This window comes from Cupriavidus sp. 09_S30 (assembly GCF_056930435.1).
The window spans coordinates 442,366-455,893 of sequence record NZ_JBXOWI010000002.1 but is presented as its reverse complement, the minus strand read 5'-3'; the positions used below and the strand labels follow the sequence as shown (position 1 = coordinate 455,893).

12 protein-coding genes are annotated in these 13,528 nt (G+C 62.9%); 11 read left to right on the top strand and 1 reads right to left on the bottom strand.

Annotated features, from left to right (window positions below):
• Positions 1–37 precede the first annotated feature (37 nt).
• On the bottom strand, positions 38–952 hold the full coding sequence (locus AC1Z3O_RS22205) for a LysR family transcriptional regulator (RefSeq protein ID WP_483518035.1): 915 nt from the start codon (positions 950–952) through the stop codon (positions 38–40).
• A 163-nt stretch (positions 953–1,115) separates the two neighbouring features.
• Here AC1Z3O_RS22205 and AC1Z3O_RS22200 point away from each other — a divergent pair, with 163 nt between their 5' ends.
• The 11 genes from AC1Z3O_RS22200 to AC1Z3O_RS22150 all read left to right on the top strand — a co-directional run bounded on the left by AC1Z3O_RS22200 (position 1,116) and on the right by AC1Z3O_RS22150 (position 13,494).
• Complete coding sequence (locus AC1Z3O_RS22200) at positions 1,116–2,195, top strand: aromatic ring-hydroxylating dioxygenase subunit alpha (protein WP_483518034.1); 1,080 nt, start codon at positions 1,116–1,118, stop codon at positions 2,193–2,195.
• 72 nt (positions 2,196–2,267) lie between these two features.
• Complete coding sequence (locus tag AC1Z3O_RS22195; protein ID WP_483518033.1) at positions 2,268–3,227, top strand: PDR/VanB family oxidoreductase; 960 nt, start codon at positions 2,268–2,270, stop codon at positions 3,225–3,227.
• Positions 3,228–3,287: 60 nt separating this feature from the next.
• Complete coding sequence (locus AC1Z3O_RS22190) at positions 3,288–4,256, top strand: Bug family tripartite tricarboxylate transporter substrate binding protein (protein ID WP_483518032.1); 969 nt, start codon at positions 3,288–3,290, stop codon at positions 4,254–4,256.
• A 302-nt stretch (positions 4,257–4,558) separates the two neighbouring features.
• Positions 4,559–5,536, top strand: a complete 978-nt coding sequence (locus tag AC1Z3O_RS22185) for an NAD-dependent epimerase/dehydratase family protein (protein WP_483518031.1) — start codon at positions 4,559–4,561, stop codon at positions 5,534–5,536.
• A 259-nt stretch (positions 5,537–5,795) separates the two neighbouring features.
• A complete protein-coding gene (locus AC1Z3O_RS22180) occupies positions 5,796–6,365 on the top strand; it encodes an RBBP9/YdeN family alpha/beta hydrolase (RefSeq protein WP_483518030.1) in 570 nt (189 codons plus the stop codon).
• A gap of 135 nt (positions 6,366–6,500) precedes the next feature.
• A complete protein-coding gene (locus AC1Z3O_RS22175; protein WP_483518029.1) occupies positions 6,501–7,667 on the top strand; it encodes a porin in 1,167 nt (388 codons plus the stop codon).
• A 463-nt stretch (positions 7,668–8,130) separates the two neighbouring features.
• Complete coding sequence (locus AC1Z3O_RS22170) at positions 8,131–8,829, top strand: DsbA family oxidoreductase (RefSeq protein WP_483518028.1); 699 nt, start codon at positions 8,131–8,133, stop codon at positions 8,827–8,829.
• Positions 8,830–8,944: 115 nt separating this feature from the next.
• On the top strand, positions 8,945–9,931 hold the full coding sequence (locus AC1Z3O_RS22165; protein ID WP_483518027.1) for a tripartite tricarboxylate transporter substrate binding protein: 987 nt from the start codon (positions 8,945–8,947) through the stop codon (positions 9,929–9,931).
• A gap of 319 nt (positions 9,932–10,250) precedes the next feature.
• Complete coding sequence (locus AC1Z3O_RS22160) at positions 10,251–11,504, top strand: serine hydrolase domain-containing protein (RefSeq protein WP_483518026.1); 1,254 nt, start codon at positions 10,251–10,253, stop codon at positions 11,502–11,504.
• 84 nt (positions 11,505–11,588) lie between these two features.
• On the top strand, positions 11,589–12,608 hold the full coding sequence (locus AC1Z3O_RS22155; RefSeq protein ID WP_483518025.1) for an NADP-dependent oxidoreductase: 1,020 nt from the start codon (positions 11,589–11,591) through the stop codon (positions 12,606–12,608).
• Between the two features lie 28 nt (positions 12,609–12,636).
• Positions 12,637–13,494, top strand: a complete 858-nt coding sequence (locus tag AC1Z3O_RS22150; protein ID WP_483518024.1) for an SDR family NAD(P)-dependent oxidoreductase — start codon at positions 12,637–12,639, stop codon at positions 13,492–13,494.
• Positions 13,495–13,528: the final 34 nt, after the last annotated feature.

The following is a 13,528-nucleotide window of genomic DNA, read 5'->3' as shown; positions in this document are numbered from 1 at the left end:
TAACCCGACAGGCTCCGTCAGCCTTAGGCGTGGGCTTTCACCCTTTCTGCTGCGAAGGCAGCATGGCGTCCAGCGTGTCGAGGAATGCCCGAACCTTGGCTGGCATCAAGCGTCGCTCCGTCAGCAGCGCATAGATGCGCAGCGGCGCGCAACGAAACTCAGGTAAGACCCGCAGCAACTTCTTCTCGCGGATGGCGTCCTGGCAAAAGGTGGCCGTAATGCGCGCCACGCCCAGGCCGGAGATGGCCGCCTGCAAGCGTACCCCCGCATTGGAGCTGCTCATGAAGGGGACGGTTATGGGGATCTTGATCGAAGCGCCAGCGGCATCGGCGAACTCCCACTCCGTGTCCTTTGAGGACACCAGCAAAGGGAATTCGAGCAGGTCTTCTGGATGCTTCGGCTCCGGTTGCCGTGCGAGCAAGGACGGCGCGGCGAACAGTCCCCGTTCCAGCGAGAAGACCCGGCGCGCAATCATTCTCGAGGTCGGCAGATCGCTGTCCGACATGACAAAGACAATGTCATAGCCCTTGTTGAACAGTTCGCTCGCAGGCCCGTATTCGACGTCGATGTGGACCCGCAATTGCGGGTGACGATGCATCAGTTCGCAAGCAGCGGCGGCCAGGTGATGCGCGCCGAACTCATACGGCGCCGCAATGCGCAAGGTACCGGCGACCGCAACGCCCTCCGATCTCGCATCCATGGCTGTTTCGCGCAGCCGTGCAAACAAGGGGGCGACCTCCCGGTATAGAGACTCTCCTCGTTCGGTCAACCGGATCCGGCGCGTGGTGCGTTCGATCAAGCGCGAACTTAGCGCGGCCTCCAGCCGCATGACAGCAGCGCTCAGGCTCGATTTCGGCCGGTCTAGGATCCGCGACGCAGCGGCGAATCCGCCATGTTCGATAACCTGGCAAAAGATATCGAAATCGCCCCAGTTGTTCGTCTCGTAGTCCATCGGCCGATTATCCATGCAAATGGACGATGGGTCCACGATCTGCGCCTTTATCCCACCACAGACGCAAACCTATACTGCCGCCCAATGGTACGGGGTGCGGTGCCTACTGCTATCCCGCCTGAGAGCAACGAGAGGCCTCCTGGCCTCGAACACGGAGATAGTCATGAGGGAGAAGACAGTGGTGGGCGTTGACGGGATCTTTCTCGAAAACTGCTGGTACGTGGCCGCCTGGGACCACGAGCTGATCGATGGCAAGAAACTGGCGCGCACGATCCTGGAAAAGCCGGTCCTCCTTTACAGGGGCGAGAGCGGCATCGTGGTCGCTCTCGACGACCGCTGCTGCCATCGCGGCGCGCCCCTTTCGATGGGCCGCATCGAAGGCGACTGCGTGCGCTGCATGTACCATGGCATGAAGTTCGATGCGACCGGGAAATGCGTCCAGATCCCGGGGCAGGAAATGATTCCGCCGAAGCTCGGTGTCAGGAGCTATCCGGTGGTCGAGCGCGATCACCTGGTCTGGATCTGGATGGGCGATCCCGCCAAGGCTGACCCGGCCCTGATCATCGACTATCCGCCGCTGCACGAACCCGGCTGGCGCGGCATCCCCTCCTATCTGCACTACGACGCAAACTGGTTGCTCATTGTCGATAACCTGAGCGACTTCGCACACCTGGCCTTTGTCCACACCAATACGCTGGGCGGGTCCGAGGAATATGCCTATACGACCAAGCCTGTCGCGGTGGAGCGCAAGGCGAGGGGCTTCCGCGTGGAGCGCTGGCACATGAACAGCGACGCCCCGCCCTTCCACCGCAAAGTCATCCCGAACAAGAACGACAAGGTAGACCGCCGCAATATCGGTGAAATGCATATCCCCGGGATCTTCTTTCTCGAGACCATGTTTTCACCGGCCGGTTCAGGCGCAGAAAAAGGGAATTTCTCCGATGCCCGCCAATACCGCAATTGTCAGTTCATGACTCCAGAAACGCGCCGCACCACTCACTTCTTCTGGAATTACCTGCATGACTTCGACCTCGACAATCCAAATATCGCACTTTCTCTGAGGGATAGCCTGGTCGAGGGTTTTCTCGAGGACAAGTCGATCATCGAGGCCCAGCAAAAATTGCTCGACTCTGACCCCGACTTCAAGCTCCTGGCCATCGGCTCGGATGCGGCCCTTTCGCACTTCCGCTGGACGCTGCAGAAATTGGTCGATGAAGAACGAGGCGTGGCAAAGGTAGCGTAAGCCTCGCCCTCCCGACGGGTCTGACCAGCGCGGCGCGAGTCGGCGCGCATCCAAGGAAACGTGAATCAAAGCATGACCGATCTACTCAATCTTCAAGTCACCGACGTGGTGGCCGAAGCACGCGATATTCTGCTATTGGAGTTGCGCCGCGCATCCGGTGAGCCCTTACCCGCATTCGAACCCGGCGCCCATATAGAGATCCGGCTGCCGAACGGAATGCAGCGCCATTACTCGCTGCTCAACGACTGGCGCGAAACCGAGCGCTACGTCATTGCCGTGGGCAAGGCGCGCAATGGCCGTGGCGGCTCGGCTTACATCCATGGTTCGCTACAGCGTGGCACGCCATTGACGGTCGGTGCGCCGCGCAACCATTTCCGTCTCGACCAGGACGCCGCCAGCTACCGGTTCATTGCTGGCGGCATCGGCATCACGCCGATCATGGCGATGATTCGCTGGTGCAATGCGAACGAGCGGCCTTGGGAGCTGTTCTACGCGTCACGGAGCAGACAGCGCGCCGCATTTTATGAGGAGTTGCGCGAATTCGGCAGTGGCAAGGTGCATTTTCATTTCGATGACGAATGCGGCGAGGTCTTGAAGGCCTCAGACGCTCTCTGCCAATTGCGTGAAGGAGAGCAGATCTATTGCTGTGGCCCAGAGCCGCTCATGCGTGCGGTCGAGGAAGAAACCTCTGCCCTGCCGGATGGCGTGGCGCATTTTGAATGGTTTGCTGCACCGCAGGATAGCCCGGCTGCGTCGCCGCAAGGGCAATCCTTCCAGGTCGAGCTGCGCCGCAGTGGCCTTTCGCTAGAGGTACCGCGCGAGCGCAGCATCCTTGAAGTGCTCGAGGCCAGTGGTTTCGAAGTGCCATTCGCCTGCCGGGAAGGCTTGTGCCGGACCTGCGAGACCACGGTGTGCGAAGGGGAGCCGGATCATCGCGACTACGTGCTGTCGCAGGAGGAGCGCTGTCATGGCAAGTCGATGATGGTGTGCGTGTCGCGCTCGAAATCGCCGGTGCTGGTGCTGGATATGTGAGCGTCGCCCCCCTTCTTTGTTTGGTACAAAAAATGAAAAACATCACGGAGACAAGTGCCAATGAAGACGATTGCCGGAATCATTCTCTCGATCATCGCCCTCTACGCAAGTGCCGCTGCGGCGGCCGACGGCTATCCAGACAAGCCGATCCGATGGATCGTTCCATACGCTGCCGGCGGCGGCACAGACGTGCTCGCGCGCACCGTTGCCAATGCGATGCAGGAGAGCATGGGCCAGTCCATCATCATCGACAATCGACCAGGGGGATCGACCAATATCGCCAACCAGCTATTGGTGCATTCCAAGCCGGATGGCTACACGATACTGTCTGCCGAAAATGCGGCACTCGTATTCAACGAGCACCTATACAAGAAGCTCCCCTTCAACCCGGAGCGTGACTTCTCCTATATCGGCACCATCGGGCTGGTGCCGCTTGCCCTGGTGGTGCAGCGCGACTTCCCCGCGAACACCATGAATGATTTCATTCAGTACGCCAAGCGCAATCCCGGGAAGTTGAGCTATGGCTCGGCGGGAAGCGGCTCACCGCATCACATCGGCATGGAGCGCTTGAAGCAGGCGACGGGCATCGAGATGGAGCACGTGCCTTACCGTGGCGCCGCACCTGCCATTCAGGACCTGATTGCCGGAAGAGTGCCGGTGATGCTGCTTGATCTGGCTTCCGGCCTGCCCTACATGCGATCCGGGCAAGTCAAGGTGCTGGCGGTCGGCACCGCAAGGCGTGCCTCGGCACTGCCCGATGTTCCGACGTTTGCCGAAGCTGGATTCAAAGGCATGGAGATCTTCGGGTTCCAGGGTGTGGTGGCCCCCGCTAACATTCCTCCACAAGCGGCCATGCGGCTCAGCGCCGAGCTGCGCAAGGCGCTCGGCCATCCAAGCGTGGTCGCCAAGCTGGCGCAATTCGGCATCGAACCCTTGAACATGTCAGGTGATGAGTTCAAGCGCGTATCACGCGAGGAATCGGGCAAGTGGGGCGAAGTCATTCGCAAGGCGGGCATTTCGCTGGATTGACTGCGGATGACGAAGGCCAATCCATGCGCTTTCTCGCCATGGCTGATCGGTTCTAGGTACTAGGTAGAGCGGGGCCAGCGGAAGGACGCAATCCGTCCGCTGGAACCCATTCCGGATCCATTCCGGATCCTCCGTCTTCAATAGCGTCGTGATGTGCCTCCGCACGGACAAAAACCCTCAAGCGTGTCCCGCACGGTCACGGCGAAGTCTCAGGGTGTCAATCTCCAAGTAGATCGCCTTCCTAGAATAGTGCTTGTTCGAGAAGGGCACGTTGGAGTGCCCTCAAACCGTGACTAAGAACTATGGCTGGCTTTGAACGATTTCTGGTAACCGGGGCATTGGGGTGTATCGGTGCGTGGACGGTGCGCCGCCTGGTGCGGCAAGGCGTACCCGTGGTCGCGTTTGATTCAGACGCCGACTCTCGGCGCCTGCGACTGCTGATGGACGACGCACAGCTATCGCGTGTGGACATCGTTCGCGGCGATATCACGAACCTGCAGCTTCTGCAGGAAACCCTCGATACCCATCGCATCACCCATATCATTCACCTGGCGGCCTTGCTGCATCCACGGTTCAAGAGCGATCCTCCACTTGGTGCCCGCGTCAATGTGCTGGGCGGCGTGAACCTGTTCGAGGCAGTGGCCCAGCGCGCAGCGCAGATCCACAATATCGTGTATGCCTCGTCGATCGCGGTATACGACAAGCCCGACGCAGCGGACGACGAAGTCGTCATGCACGACAGTCCCGCACATCCGACCACCCTTTACGGCGTGTTCAAACAGGCCGAAGAGGCAATGGCCCGGGTGTACTTCCAAGACAGGGGCGTCTCCAGCATCGGCCTTCGCCCTGCGACAGTTTTTGGTGCCGGGCGCGACTATGGCCTCACTGCGGCGCCCACCCAGGCAGTCCTCGCAGCGGCGCTCGGGCGCCCCTTCCATATTCCGTACAGCGGCCGCAGCCACATTCACTACGCCGATGACATCGCGCGCATCTTCATCGCCTGCGCACGTTCCGGCTATCGCGGCGCCGATGTCTTCAATATGCGTGGCACCGTGGTGGACATGCACGATGTGCTGACGACGATCGAGTCCTTGGTTCCCGCAGCGCGCGGTTCGATTACCTGCGCAGGGCCGTCGCTCGATCTTCCGGTCGACTACGACGCGGCAGCACTGGAGAAGGTGATCGGCGCACAGCCGCACACGCCACTGCCTGAGGCCGTGCGTGAAACCTTTGCGCTCTTCCGCAGCAAGATTGCCAGCATGGAGATCCGCGACGCCTGATCCGTGCCCCCCTTCCCCGACCCGTCCTCTCGTTTTCCCGCACTGTCCCGAAATGCCACCGACTTGTCCCGCACGGTCAAGCCCCGCACCTGGCGATTCCAGATACTGCGACAGGAACTGATGCGATGCAACGCACCGCGTGCCAGACGCACCAACAGCCTGGCGATCCAGCGTATCCGCCTGCTCGATGGTTCGAGACAGCCCTGACGCCTGGACGACACGGCCAACGCTTGATTCTGACCGACCACCTGGATTTCCAATGAAGCTGACCCCCGACACTACCGTCCTGATGGTTCCCGGCCTGCGCGATCATATGCCGGAGCACTGGCAGACGCTGCTCCAGGCCCAGTTGCCGAACGCTCGCTCGGTGCCGCCGCTGGAACATGACAAGCTGAGCCGCGCCGCACGCGTTGCCGCGCTCGATGCCGCGCTCGCGGAGATCGAAGGACCGGTAGTGCTGGTGGCACACAGCGCGGGCGTGATGATCACGGTGCATTGGGCGGCTCAGCATCACAGAAAGATCCGCGGCGCGCTGCTGGCCACGCCGGGCGACCTGGAGACCCCGCTGCCGGCTGGCTTGCCTGATCCCGCCACCCTGGAAGAGCACGGCTGGCTGCCCATCCCCCGCGCCCCCCTGCCCTTTCCCAGCATCGTCGCAGCCAGCCGCAACGATCCCCAGGCGAAGTACGAGCGCGTTGCGCAAATGGCCAGCGACTGGGGCAGCCGACTCGTCGACCTGGGCGAGGTCGGGCACCTCAACCCGGCCGCTGGCTATGGCCCCTGGCCGCGCGCCGCCGAGCTGTTGAAAGAACTGCTGCGCGCCGATTGACGCGCCCATCGACGCCCCGACTGCGCCGGTGGCGACAAGCGCTCCGGCCAGCCTAGACCGCAGTACCTGGCAGTACCCATTGCGACGGGAATACCCGCGCCACAAACCAAAAAAGAAGAAGGAGGAGACTTGTCCATGAAGCACAGGAGTATGGCCACGGCCGCATTGCTCGCCTGTTCCGGGAGCGCCTTCGCTCAGTCGAGCGTCACGCTTTACGGCGTGGTCGACGTCAACATCGAGTACGCGAACCACATCGGCGCGGTTCCCACGGCTGCCAACCAGTTCAACCGTGGCCCGTCCAACGACGTCTACCGCATGAACTCCGGCGGCTATTCCGGATCCCGCTGGGGTATTCGCGGCACGGAAGACCTCGGCGGCGGCCTGAAGGCACTGTTCGTGCTGGAGAACGGCTTCAACGTCGACACCGGCACGCTTCAGCAAGGCGGCCGAATGTTCGGGCGCCAGGCATTGGTGGCCATGCAGAAGGACGGCATCGGCCAGCTCAGCCTGGGCCGCCAGTATGCCTCCATGTTCGAGGCACTGGCCAACTTCGCACCCGCTGCGTACGCCACGCAATACGAACCCACGGTGCTGCTGACCGGCCCGAACTTCCGCGAGGACAACACCGTCAAGTACACCGGCCAGTTCGGCCCGGTGACCGCGTTGGCGCACTGGTCGTTCGGTACCGGCCTGGCCCTGCCACAGACTGTAGGCCTGGCCACGCCGATCGGTGGCAACGGTGAAGTCCCAGGCCAGTTCCGCCGCGACACGGCCTACGGTGCCGCGGTGGCATACCAGGCCGGGCCGATTGGCGTCACGGTCGGCTACGACCAGTGGAACCCGACCATCGGCACTGGCACCGGCACCTGGAAGAAGGCCGCGGTTGCTGCCAGCTACACCTTCGGCAACCTGGCGAAGATCATGGGTGGCTACCGCTGGGGCCAGAGCAAGGGCGCGGCGGATGTCCTGACCCAGCGCGATGACTTCTACTGGATTGGCGCCAACTACCAGGTCACCCCGGCCATCGGCCTGACGCTGGAATACAACTACGACAACGTCAAGAGCCTGTTCGGCGATACGCATGTGGCAAACCCCTGGCAGATTGCCTTCATTGCGAGCTACGCTTTCTCCAAGCGCACCGACGTCTATCTTTCCACCGCGTATGCCAAGAACGCTGGCCTGATGATGGAGTCGCTCGCAACGAGCTTCGCCAACAGCCTGTCGCTGGGCAACAACTACGTGCTGGCCAACGGCCAGAGCAACATGATTGGCGTGGCCCTGGGCCTCCGCCACAAGTTCTGACACGTCCGAGGGCCGGACGGTGGCAGCCTGCCACCGCGGCCCCATTCCCCTTGCTCGATTCGGCCGCACATGGAGCCTCCCTGGTGGCCGCCTTTTATTTCGCCCATGCTGTGGCGGCTTTGATGCCGGCCAGTTGATACGCCTGAGCGCCATTTCATCCACATGCCTGCCACTACGTTGCCGACTGCATGGGAACAGACATCCACACCGCACCCTGGGCAGTGAAAAGGCAAGCAGGAGCCCGACTTCGTGCTTTCCCTATGCGCCCCAAAATGTCAAATAGCTGACCCAAATTATCAAGGCGCTCCACATCATTGACCGATACTTTTTTGCACCACCACGCCATTGCCCGGTAGTGGCGCATGAGACGGGCGCGACCCGCCTGCCGCCCGAGCAACTGAGAATCTGACCACCTGACCTAGGCCGCGCTGCACGCAACTGTACGCGTCATCAAGCTGATGCCATGAATGATTCCTTGACACTCTCGGTCGAGGCTTACTTCGACCTGATCTGCCCGTGGTGCCTGATCGGCAAGCGGCACCTCGAAAGCGCCATCGCCCAACTCAGCCGCGAGCGCCCGGAAGTCGTCGTGAACGTGGAATGGCGGTCCTATCCGCTGATCCCCGCCACGCCGTCCGCCGGCATGCCTTACCGCGAGTTCTACGTGGCGCGCCTGGGCAGTCCCGAGGCAGTGAAAGCCCGGCAGGCCCAGGTGTGCGCCGCCGCCCTGGAAGCCGGCCTCACGCTGGCGCTGGAGCGCATCGAGACCTTTCCGAGCACCCTGCTGGCCCATCGCATGGTGCGCTTCGCCCGCCAGCAGGCGGGGGCCCAGGCCGCGTCGGCACTGATCGGCGACCTGTTCGCGCGCTACTTCCTCCGCGGGCAGAACATCGGTGACCCACATGTTCTGCGCCAGGCCCTGGACGAGTGCGGTATTCCGGCGCCTGGCCCCGCCGGCGCCCCCGTGGACCACGACCTCGACTGGCTGCCGCCGCTGCGCGATGCCGAAGCTCCGTCTCCGCGATTCGGACTTGGCGTGCCTCACTTCATCTTCAACGGCACACATAGCGTGTCCGGCTCACGGCCGCCCGCCACCTTACTGGAGGGCATGCAGCAGGCGCTGGCGCGGGCGAAGCAGCGCGCGACCATGGCTGCCACCTGAACGCCGTCGCGAAGACCGCATTCCATCCGCCAGAGCCTTTTTCCTGCCTCACCCCGCACCGCCAAGACGCGGGCGCGGGCTTTCCAGATCCCACACCGATAAAGGGGAGACACACATGCCGATCCGCCCTGCCGTCTTTCGCGTGCGTCGCGCAGCCGTCGCTGCGGGCGCTGCCGTCCTGGCCCTCGCCATGCCCGCAGCCATGGCCTGGACCAACAAACCCGTCCGCGTGCTGGTGCCGGCCCCCGCCGGCGGAACCATGGATGTGCTGGCCCGCCTGCTGGCCGACCAGCTCACGGCAGATCTGGGCCAGCCCGTGGTGGTCGACAACAAGCCGGGCGCCGGAGGCGCCATTGCGATCAATCAGATGCTGCAGGCACCTCCCGACGGCCAGACCATCCTGGTCTCGACCACCAATGTACTCACGGAGATCCCGCATGTGATGAAGGTCTCCTACGATCCGATGAAGGATGTGAAGCCTGTTGCCGCCGTGGCCAAGTCGACCCTGCTGCTGGTCGGGTCAACCAACCTGCCGGCCAAGGATCTGCCAAGCCTGATCGGCTTCGTGAAGGCCCATCCGGGCACGCTGGGCTTTGCTTCCTACAGCGCTGGCACGGTCTCCCACTATGCCGGCATGATCATGAACAAGAAGGCCGGTATGGACCTGCAGCACATACCGTTTGCGGGCTCCCCGCCGGCGCTGACCCAGGTCATGGGCGGGCAGATCGCCTTGATGTACGACGGCATGGTGACCTCGCTGCCATACATCAAGGCAGGCAAGCTGAAAGCCTTTGCCGTGGCGTCGAAAGTGCGATCGCCGCTGCTGCCGCAGGTCCCGACCTTTGCCGAGTTGGGCTACCCGGACATTGAATTCAGCAACTGGGCGGGCGTCTTCGCCTCCGCCAAGGTCCCGGCCGAGCTGACCCAGAAGATCCAGGCCGCAGTCTACAAGGCGGCCTCGGTAGCCAAGGTGCAGGAACGGATCGTCGCGCTCGGCTTTGAGACGGTGCCCGCCCAGACCCTCCCGCAGCTCAACCAGGACTTGCACACCGAGTTCGATCGCAATGCCGGCATCGTCAAGGCCTACCATATCCAGCCATGATGTCCACGGCCCGGGCAAGTCCCGGGCTGGTTCTCCAGGTGATGCTGGGCGATGCGCTCGCCCGCATCACTACAGCTGATTGAAAGACCCCGCTCAGATCCTCCCCCCACGTCATCACGGAGCCTGTGCATGCCACAGCCCGTGGAAGCCAGTGATCTCGCCCGAAGTACGGTCAATGTCCCCAATGGTCACGGCGAAGGCCCCGATCATCAACCGGCAAGCTGCCCGTTTGCCTAGAATCGGCTCACAGACCATACGACACAACGCACTGCGTCGATGGACTTCGGGCAAGGCCCATTGACACAGGAAGGAGCATTCATTGCATACCGCAACCGGTCCCTTGAACCATGCCGGCACCCCTGAAGAGGTCGGACTCTCCACGCGGCGGCTGCAGGCCATCTCGTCACGGCTCAACGAGGACGTCGATCGGCGAAAGATCCCCGGCGCTGTCGTGCTGGTGGCACGCAGAGGCCGCATTGCCTGGTTCGAAGCGATTGGCTTCGAGAATGCGGATGCGCCTTCTCGCCCCATGCAGCGTCACTCGGCCTTCCGCATCGCCGCGATGACAAGACCCATCGTCGGCGTGGCGGCGCTGATGTTGATGGAGGAAGGCAGGCTGGCCCTGACCGACCCAGTCGAACGCTTCATCCCGGCGTTTGCCCGCCTCCAGGTTGGCGTCGAGTCCGTCGACGCGAATACCGGCGAGCGCCGCCTTGCGCTGGAACCGGTACACCGCGCCATGACCGTTCACGACCTGTTCCGGCACACCTCCGGCCTGACCTACGGGCAGTTCGGCGATTCCCTGGTGCAGCGCCTGTACCGTGAAAACGGCTTAATGGATCCGAGCCAGACCAACGCCGAAATGGCCGCGAAACTGGCAGCCATCCCGCTGCAGTGCCAGCCGGGAACGACATTCGAGTATGGCATGTCCACCGACGTGCTCGGCCACATCGTCGAAATCGTCTCCGGGATGCCTCTTGACCGCTTCATCTCCGGACGTGTGACGCAACCGCTGGGCATGCATGCGACCGCCTTCCATCTGGTCAGGCAGGACGACGCAGGCCTGGCGTTGCCGTTCCGCGATCGCGGCGGGGCCCCTAGCGCCCTGTTCGACTACGACATCGACAATCCGCCTCGGTGGCATTCCGGCGGTGCTGGCCTGCTGTCTACCGCCGGCGACTACGCTCGCTTCTGTCAAATGCTGCTCGGCGGCGGCACGCTCGATGGCATGCGCCTGCTCTCGCGAAAGAGCGTCGAGCTCATGCTCAGCGACCATTTGCCGCCGGGGGCGTCCTATGGAAGTTCGACGAAAGGACTGGGCATCAATGCGCCGTTACCTGAGCTGGGACAGGGCCACGGCCTCGCCGTTGGCGTGCGCACCGGCCGCGGCTTGTCTCCGGTACCGGGCTCCGCCGGCGACTTCTATTGGGGCGGCGCGCTCGGGACGTATTTCTGGGCGGACCCGCATGAGCAACTGTTCGCCATCCTGATGCTGCAGGAGAACGATCTGTCGACACGCGCCTGGTACCGGGCCTTCCTGCGCAATGTCGTCTACGGCGCGTTGGTGGACTGAGCAGGCAACAGCCCCTCGTGGTTACCGGGAAGTTGGTGCAATCCCTGTGCGTAGTGCCAGGGAACGAACTTTGGAGAAGCACGCATGACGAAAACTAACCGGCGCTGGATCCTCAGGAAGCGCCCGGCCGGCGACATCGGCGACAACGACCTTCAGCTCGTGGAAGAACCGCTGCCGCAGCCTGGCAGCGGCGAGATGCTGGTGCGCAACATCTATCTCATGGTGGCGCCGACCAATCGCATCTGGATGAGCCAGATCGACCAATACCTGCCGCCAGTGGCACTTGGCGAGGTGATGCGCGGCGTCACCATGGGCGTGGTGGTCGAGTCCAACCATGCGGAATTCAAGCCTGGCGACATCGTCGAAGGTGGCATGGCGTGGGAAGAGTACTCGGTGACGAACAACGCCAGGCGCGTTCCGGTGGAGTACGGGCTACCTCTGCACGCATTCGCGAGCGTACTGGGGAACTCAGGCATGACAGCCTATTTCGGCATGCTCGATATCGCCAAGCCGAAGGCCGGCGACACCATTGTCGTGTCGGCTGCCGCGGGTGGTGTCGGCTCGATCGCCGGACAGATCGGCAAGATACTCGGGTGCCGGGTCGTCGGCGTTGCGGGTGGAGACAGCAAGCGCCGGCTCGTCACGGAGGAGTTCGGCCTGGATGCTTGTATCGATTACAAGGGAGGCAGGCTGCTTGCCGATCTTCGCGCAGCCTGCCCGAACGGCATCGACGTCGATTTCGAGAACGTGGGCGGAGACACGATGGATGCCGTGCTGACGCTGATCAATCCTTGGGCCCGCATCGCCCTCTGCGGCATGATCTCCACCTACAACGCAAGCGGTGACTGGTGGAGCCCGAAGATGTTCCGCAACGTCATCATGAAACGCGCCCGCATCGAAGGCTTCCTCATTTCCGATTACCGCGCGCGATTCCCGGAAGCCGTCGAAGTCATGGCGAAATGGGTCAGGGACGGACAGCTCAAATACCGCGTCGACATGGTCGACGGCATCGAGCAGGCCCCTGCCGCCTTGAACCGCCTGTTCACCGGCAAGAACATCGGCAAGCAGCTCGTTCGGCTGTCGCCGGAGCCCGCACTCGGCTGATTCCCACCACCATTGCGCACCGACACCCATGGTCCACACAGACATCACCGGCGAGGGCTCGCCGGAAGCGGCCGGCAAGGCCGCTTCCCACCCCCTTCCCCACCTCGACAGCTTTCAGGGCAAGGCGGCGATCATCACCGGCGCCGCGTCCGGCATCGGCCTGGCGCTGGCCAAGGCACTGGCTGAGCGGGGTGCCGACCTCGCGCTTGCCGACATCGACGCAGGGGGGCTCGACGCGGCACGCGCCATGCTCGCTTCGACCGGAAGACGCATCTGCACTCGCGTGCTCGACGTTTCCTGCGATGAACAGGTACGCGATGCGGCATCGGAATTCGAGGCAAGGTTGGGCAAAGTCCATCTCGTCTTCAACAATGCCGGCATCGATATGAGCGGCGAGCTGGCGTCGCTCTCCGAGCAAGACTGGCAGCGCGTCTTCGGCATCAACGTGTTCGGCGTGATCCACGGCATCCGCCATTTCCTCCCGCTGCTGCACCGTCACGGTGAGCCAGCCCATATCGTCAATACGGCTTCCGGCGCCGGCTTGTGGGTGAACAGCGACTTTCCGATGGGCGCTTACGCCGCCACGAAATACAGCGTGGTGGCGCTCTCCGAGGCCCTCGAACAAGAACTCTCCGGAACCGGCATCGGTGTTTCCGTGCTTTGCCCGGGTCCGGTGAAGACACCGATTGCCGAACGCTCGAGCCATGCAAGCGATCAGTTCAAAACCACTGTTGCCGCGGGTGCGCCCCCTGAACTGGTGGCCAGCCTGACGCTGGAAGCGATCCGCGCGCGCGAGTTCTACATCTTCACACCGACGCGCATGCGGCCGCGCCTGGAGAAGCGATTCGCGCGAATTCTCGACGCGCTCGAACGTGCCCCCACATGACAGCCGAAGGGGACACGACATGATTCACCTCATC

What these genes read in the sequence shown, in the direction of transcription:
- AC1Z3O_RS22205 (WP_483518035.1), bottom strand. Translation starts at nt 952, where the DNA reads ATGGACTACGAGACGAACAACTGGGGCGATTTCGATATCTTTTGCCAG.
- AC1Z3O_RS22200 (WP_483518034.1), top strand. Translation starts at nt 1,116, where the DNA reads ATGAGGGAGAAGACAGTGGTGGGCGTTGACGGGATCTTTCTCGAAAAC.
- AC1Z3O_RS22195 (WP_483518033.1), top strand. Translation starts at nt 2,268, where the DNA reads ATGACCGATCTACTCAATCTTCAAGTCACCGACGTGGTGGCCGAAGCA.
- AC1Z3O_RS22190 (WP_483518032.1), top strand. Translation starts at nt 3,288, where the DNA reads ATGAAGACGATTGCCGGAATCATTCTCTCGATCATCGCCCTCTACGCA.
- AC1Z3O_RS22185 (WP_483518031.1), top strand. Translation starts at nt 4,559, where the DNA reads ATGGCTGGCTTTGAACGATTTCTGGTAACCGGGGCATTGGGGTGTATC.
- AC1Z3O_RS22180 (WP_483518030.1), top strand. Translation starts at nt 5,796, where the DNA reads ATGAAGCTGACCCCCGACACTACCGTCCTGATGGTTCCCGGCCTGCGC.
- AC1Z3O_RS22175 (WP_483518029.1), top strand. Translation starts at nt 6,501, where the DNA reads ATGAAGCACAGGAGTATGGCCACGGCCGCATTGCTCGCCTGTTCCGGG.
- AC1Z3O_RS22170 (WP_483518028.1), top strand. Translation starts at nt 8,131, where the DNA reads ATGAATGATTCCTTGACACTCTCGGTCGAGGCTTACTTCGACCTGATC.
- AC1Z3O_RS22165 (WP_483518027.1), top strand. Translation starts at nt 8,945, where the DNA reads ATGCCGATCCGCCCTGCCGTCTTTCGCGTGCGTCGCGCAGCCGTCGCT.
- AC1Z3O_RS22155 (WP_483518025.1), top strand. Translation starts at nt 11,589, where the DNA reads ATGACGAAAACTAACCGGCGCTGGATCCTCAGGAAGCGCCCGGCCGGC.
- AC1Z3O_RS22150 (WP_483518024.1), top strand. Translation starts at nt 12,637, where the DNA reads ATGGTCCACACAGACATCACCGGCGAGGGCTCGCCGGAAGCGGCCGGC.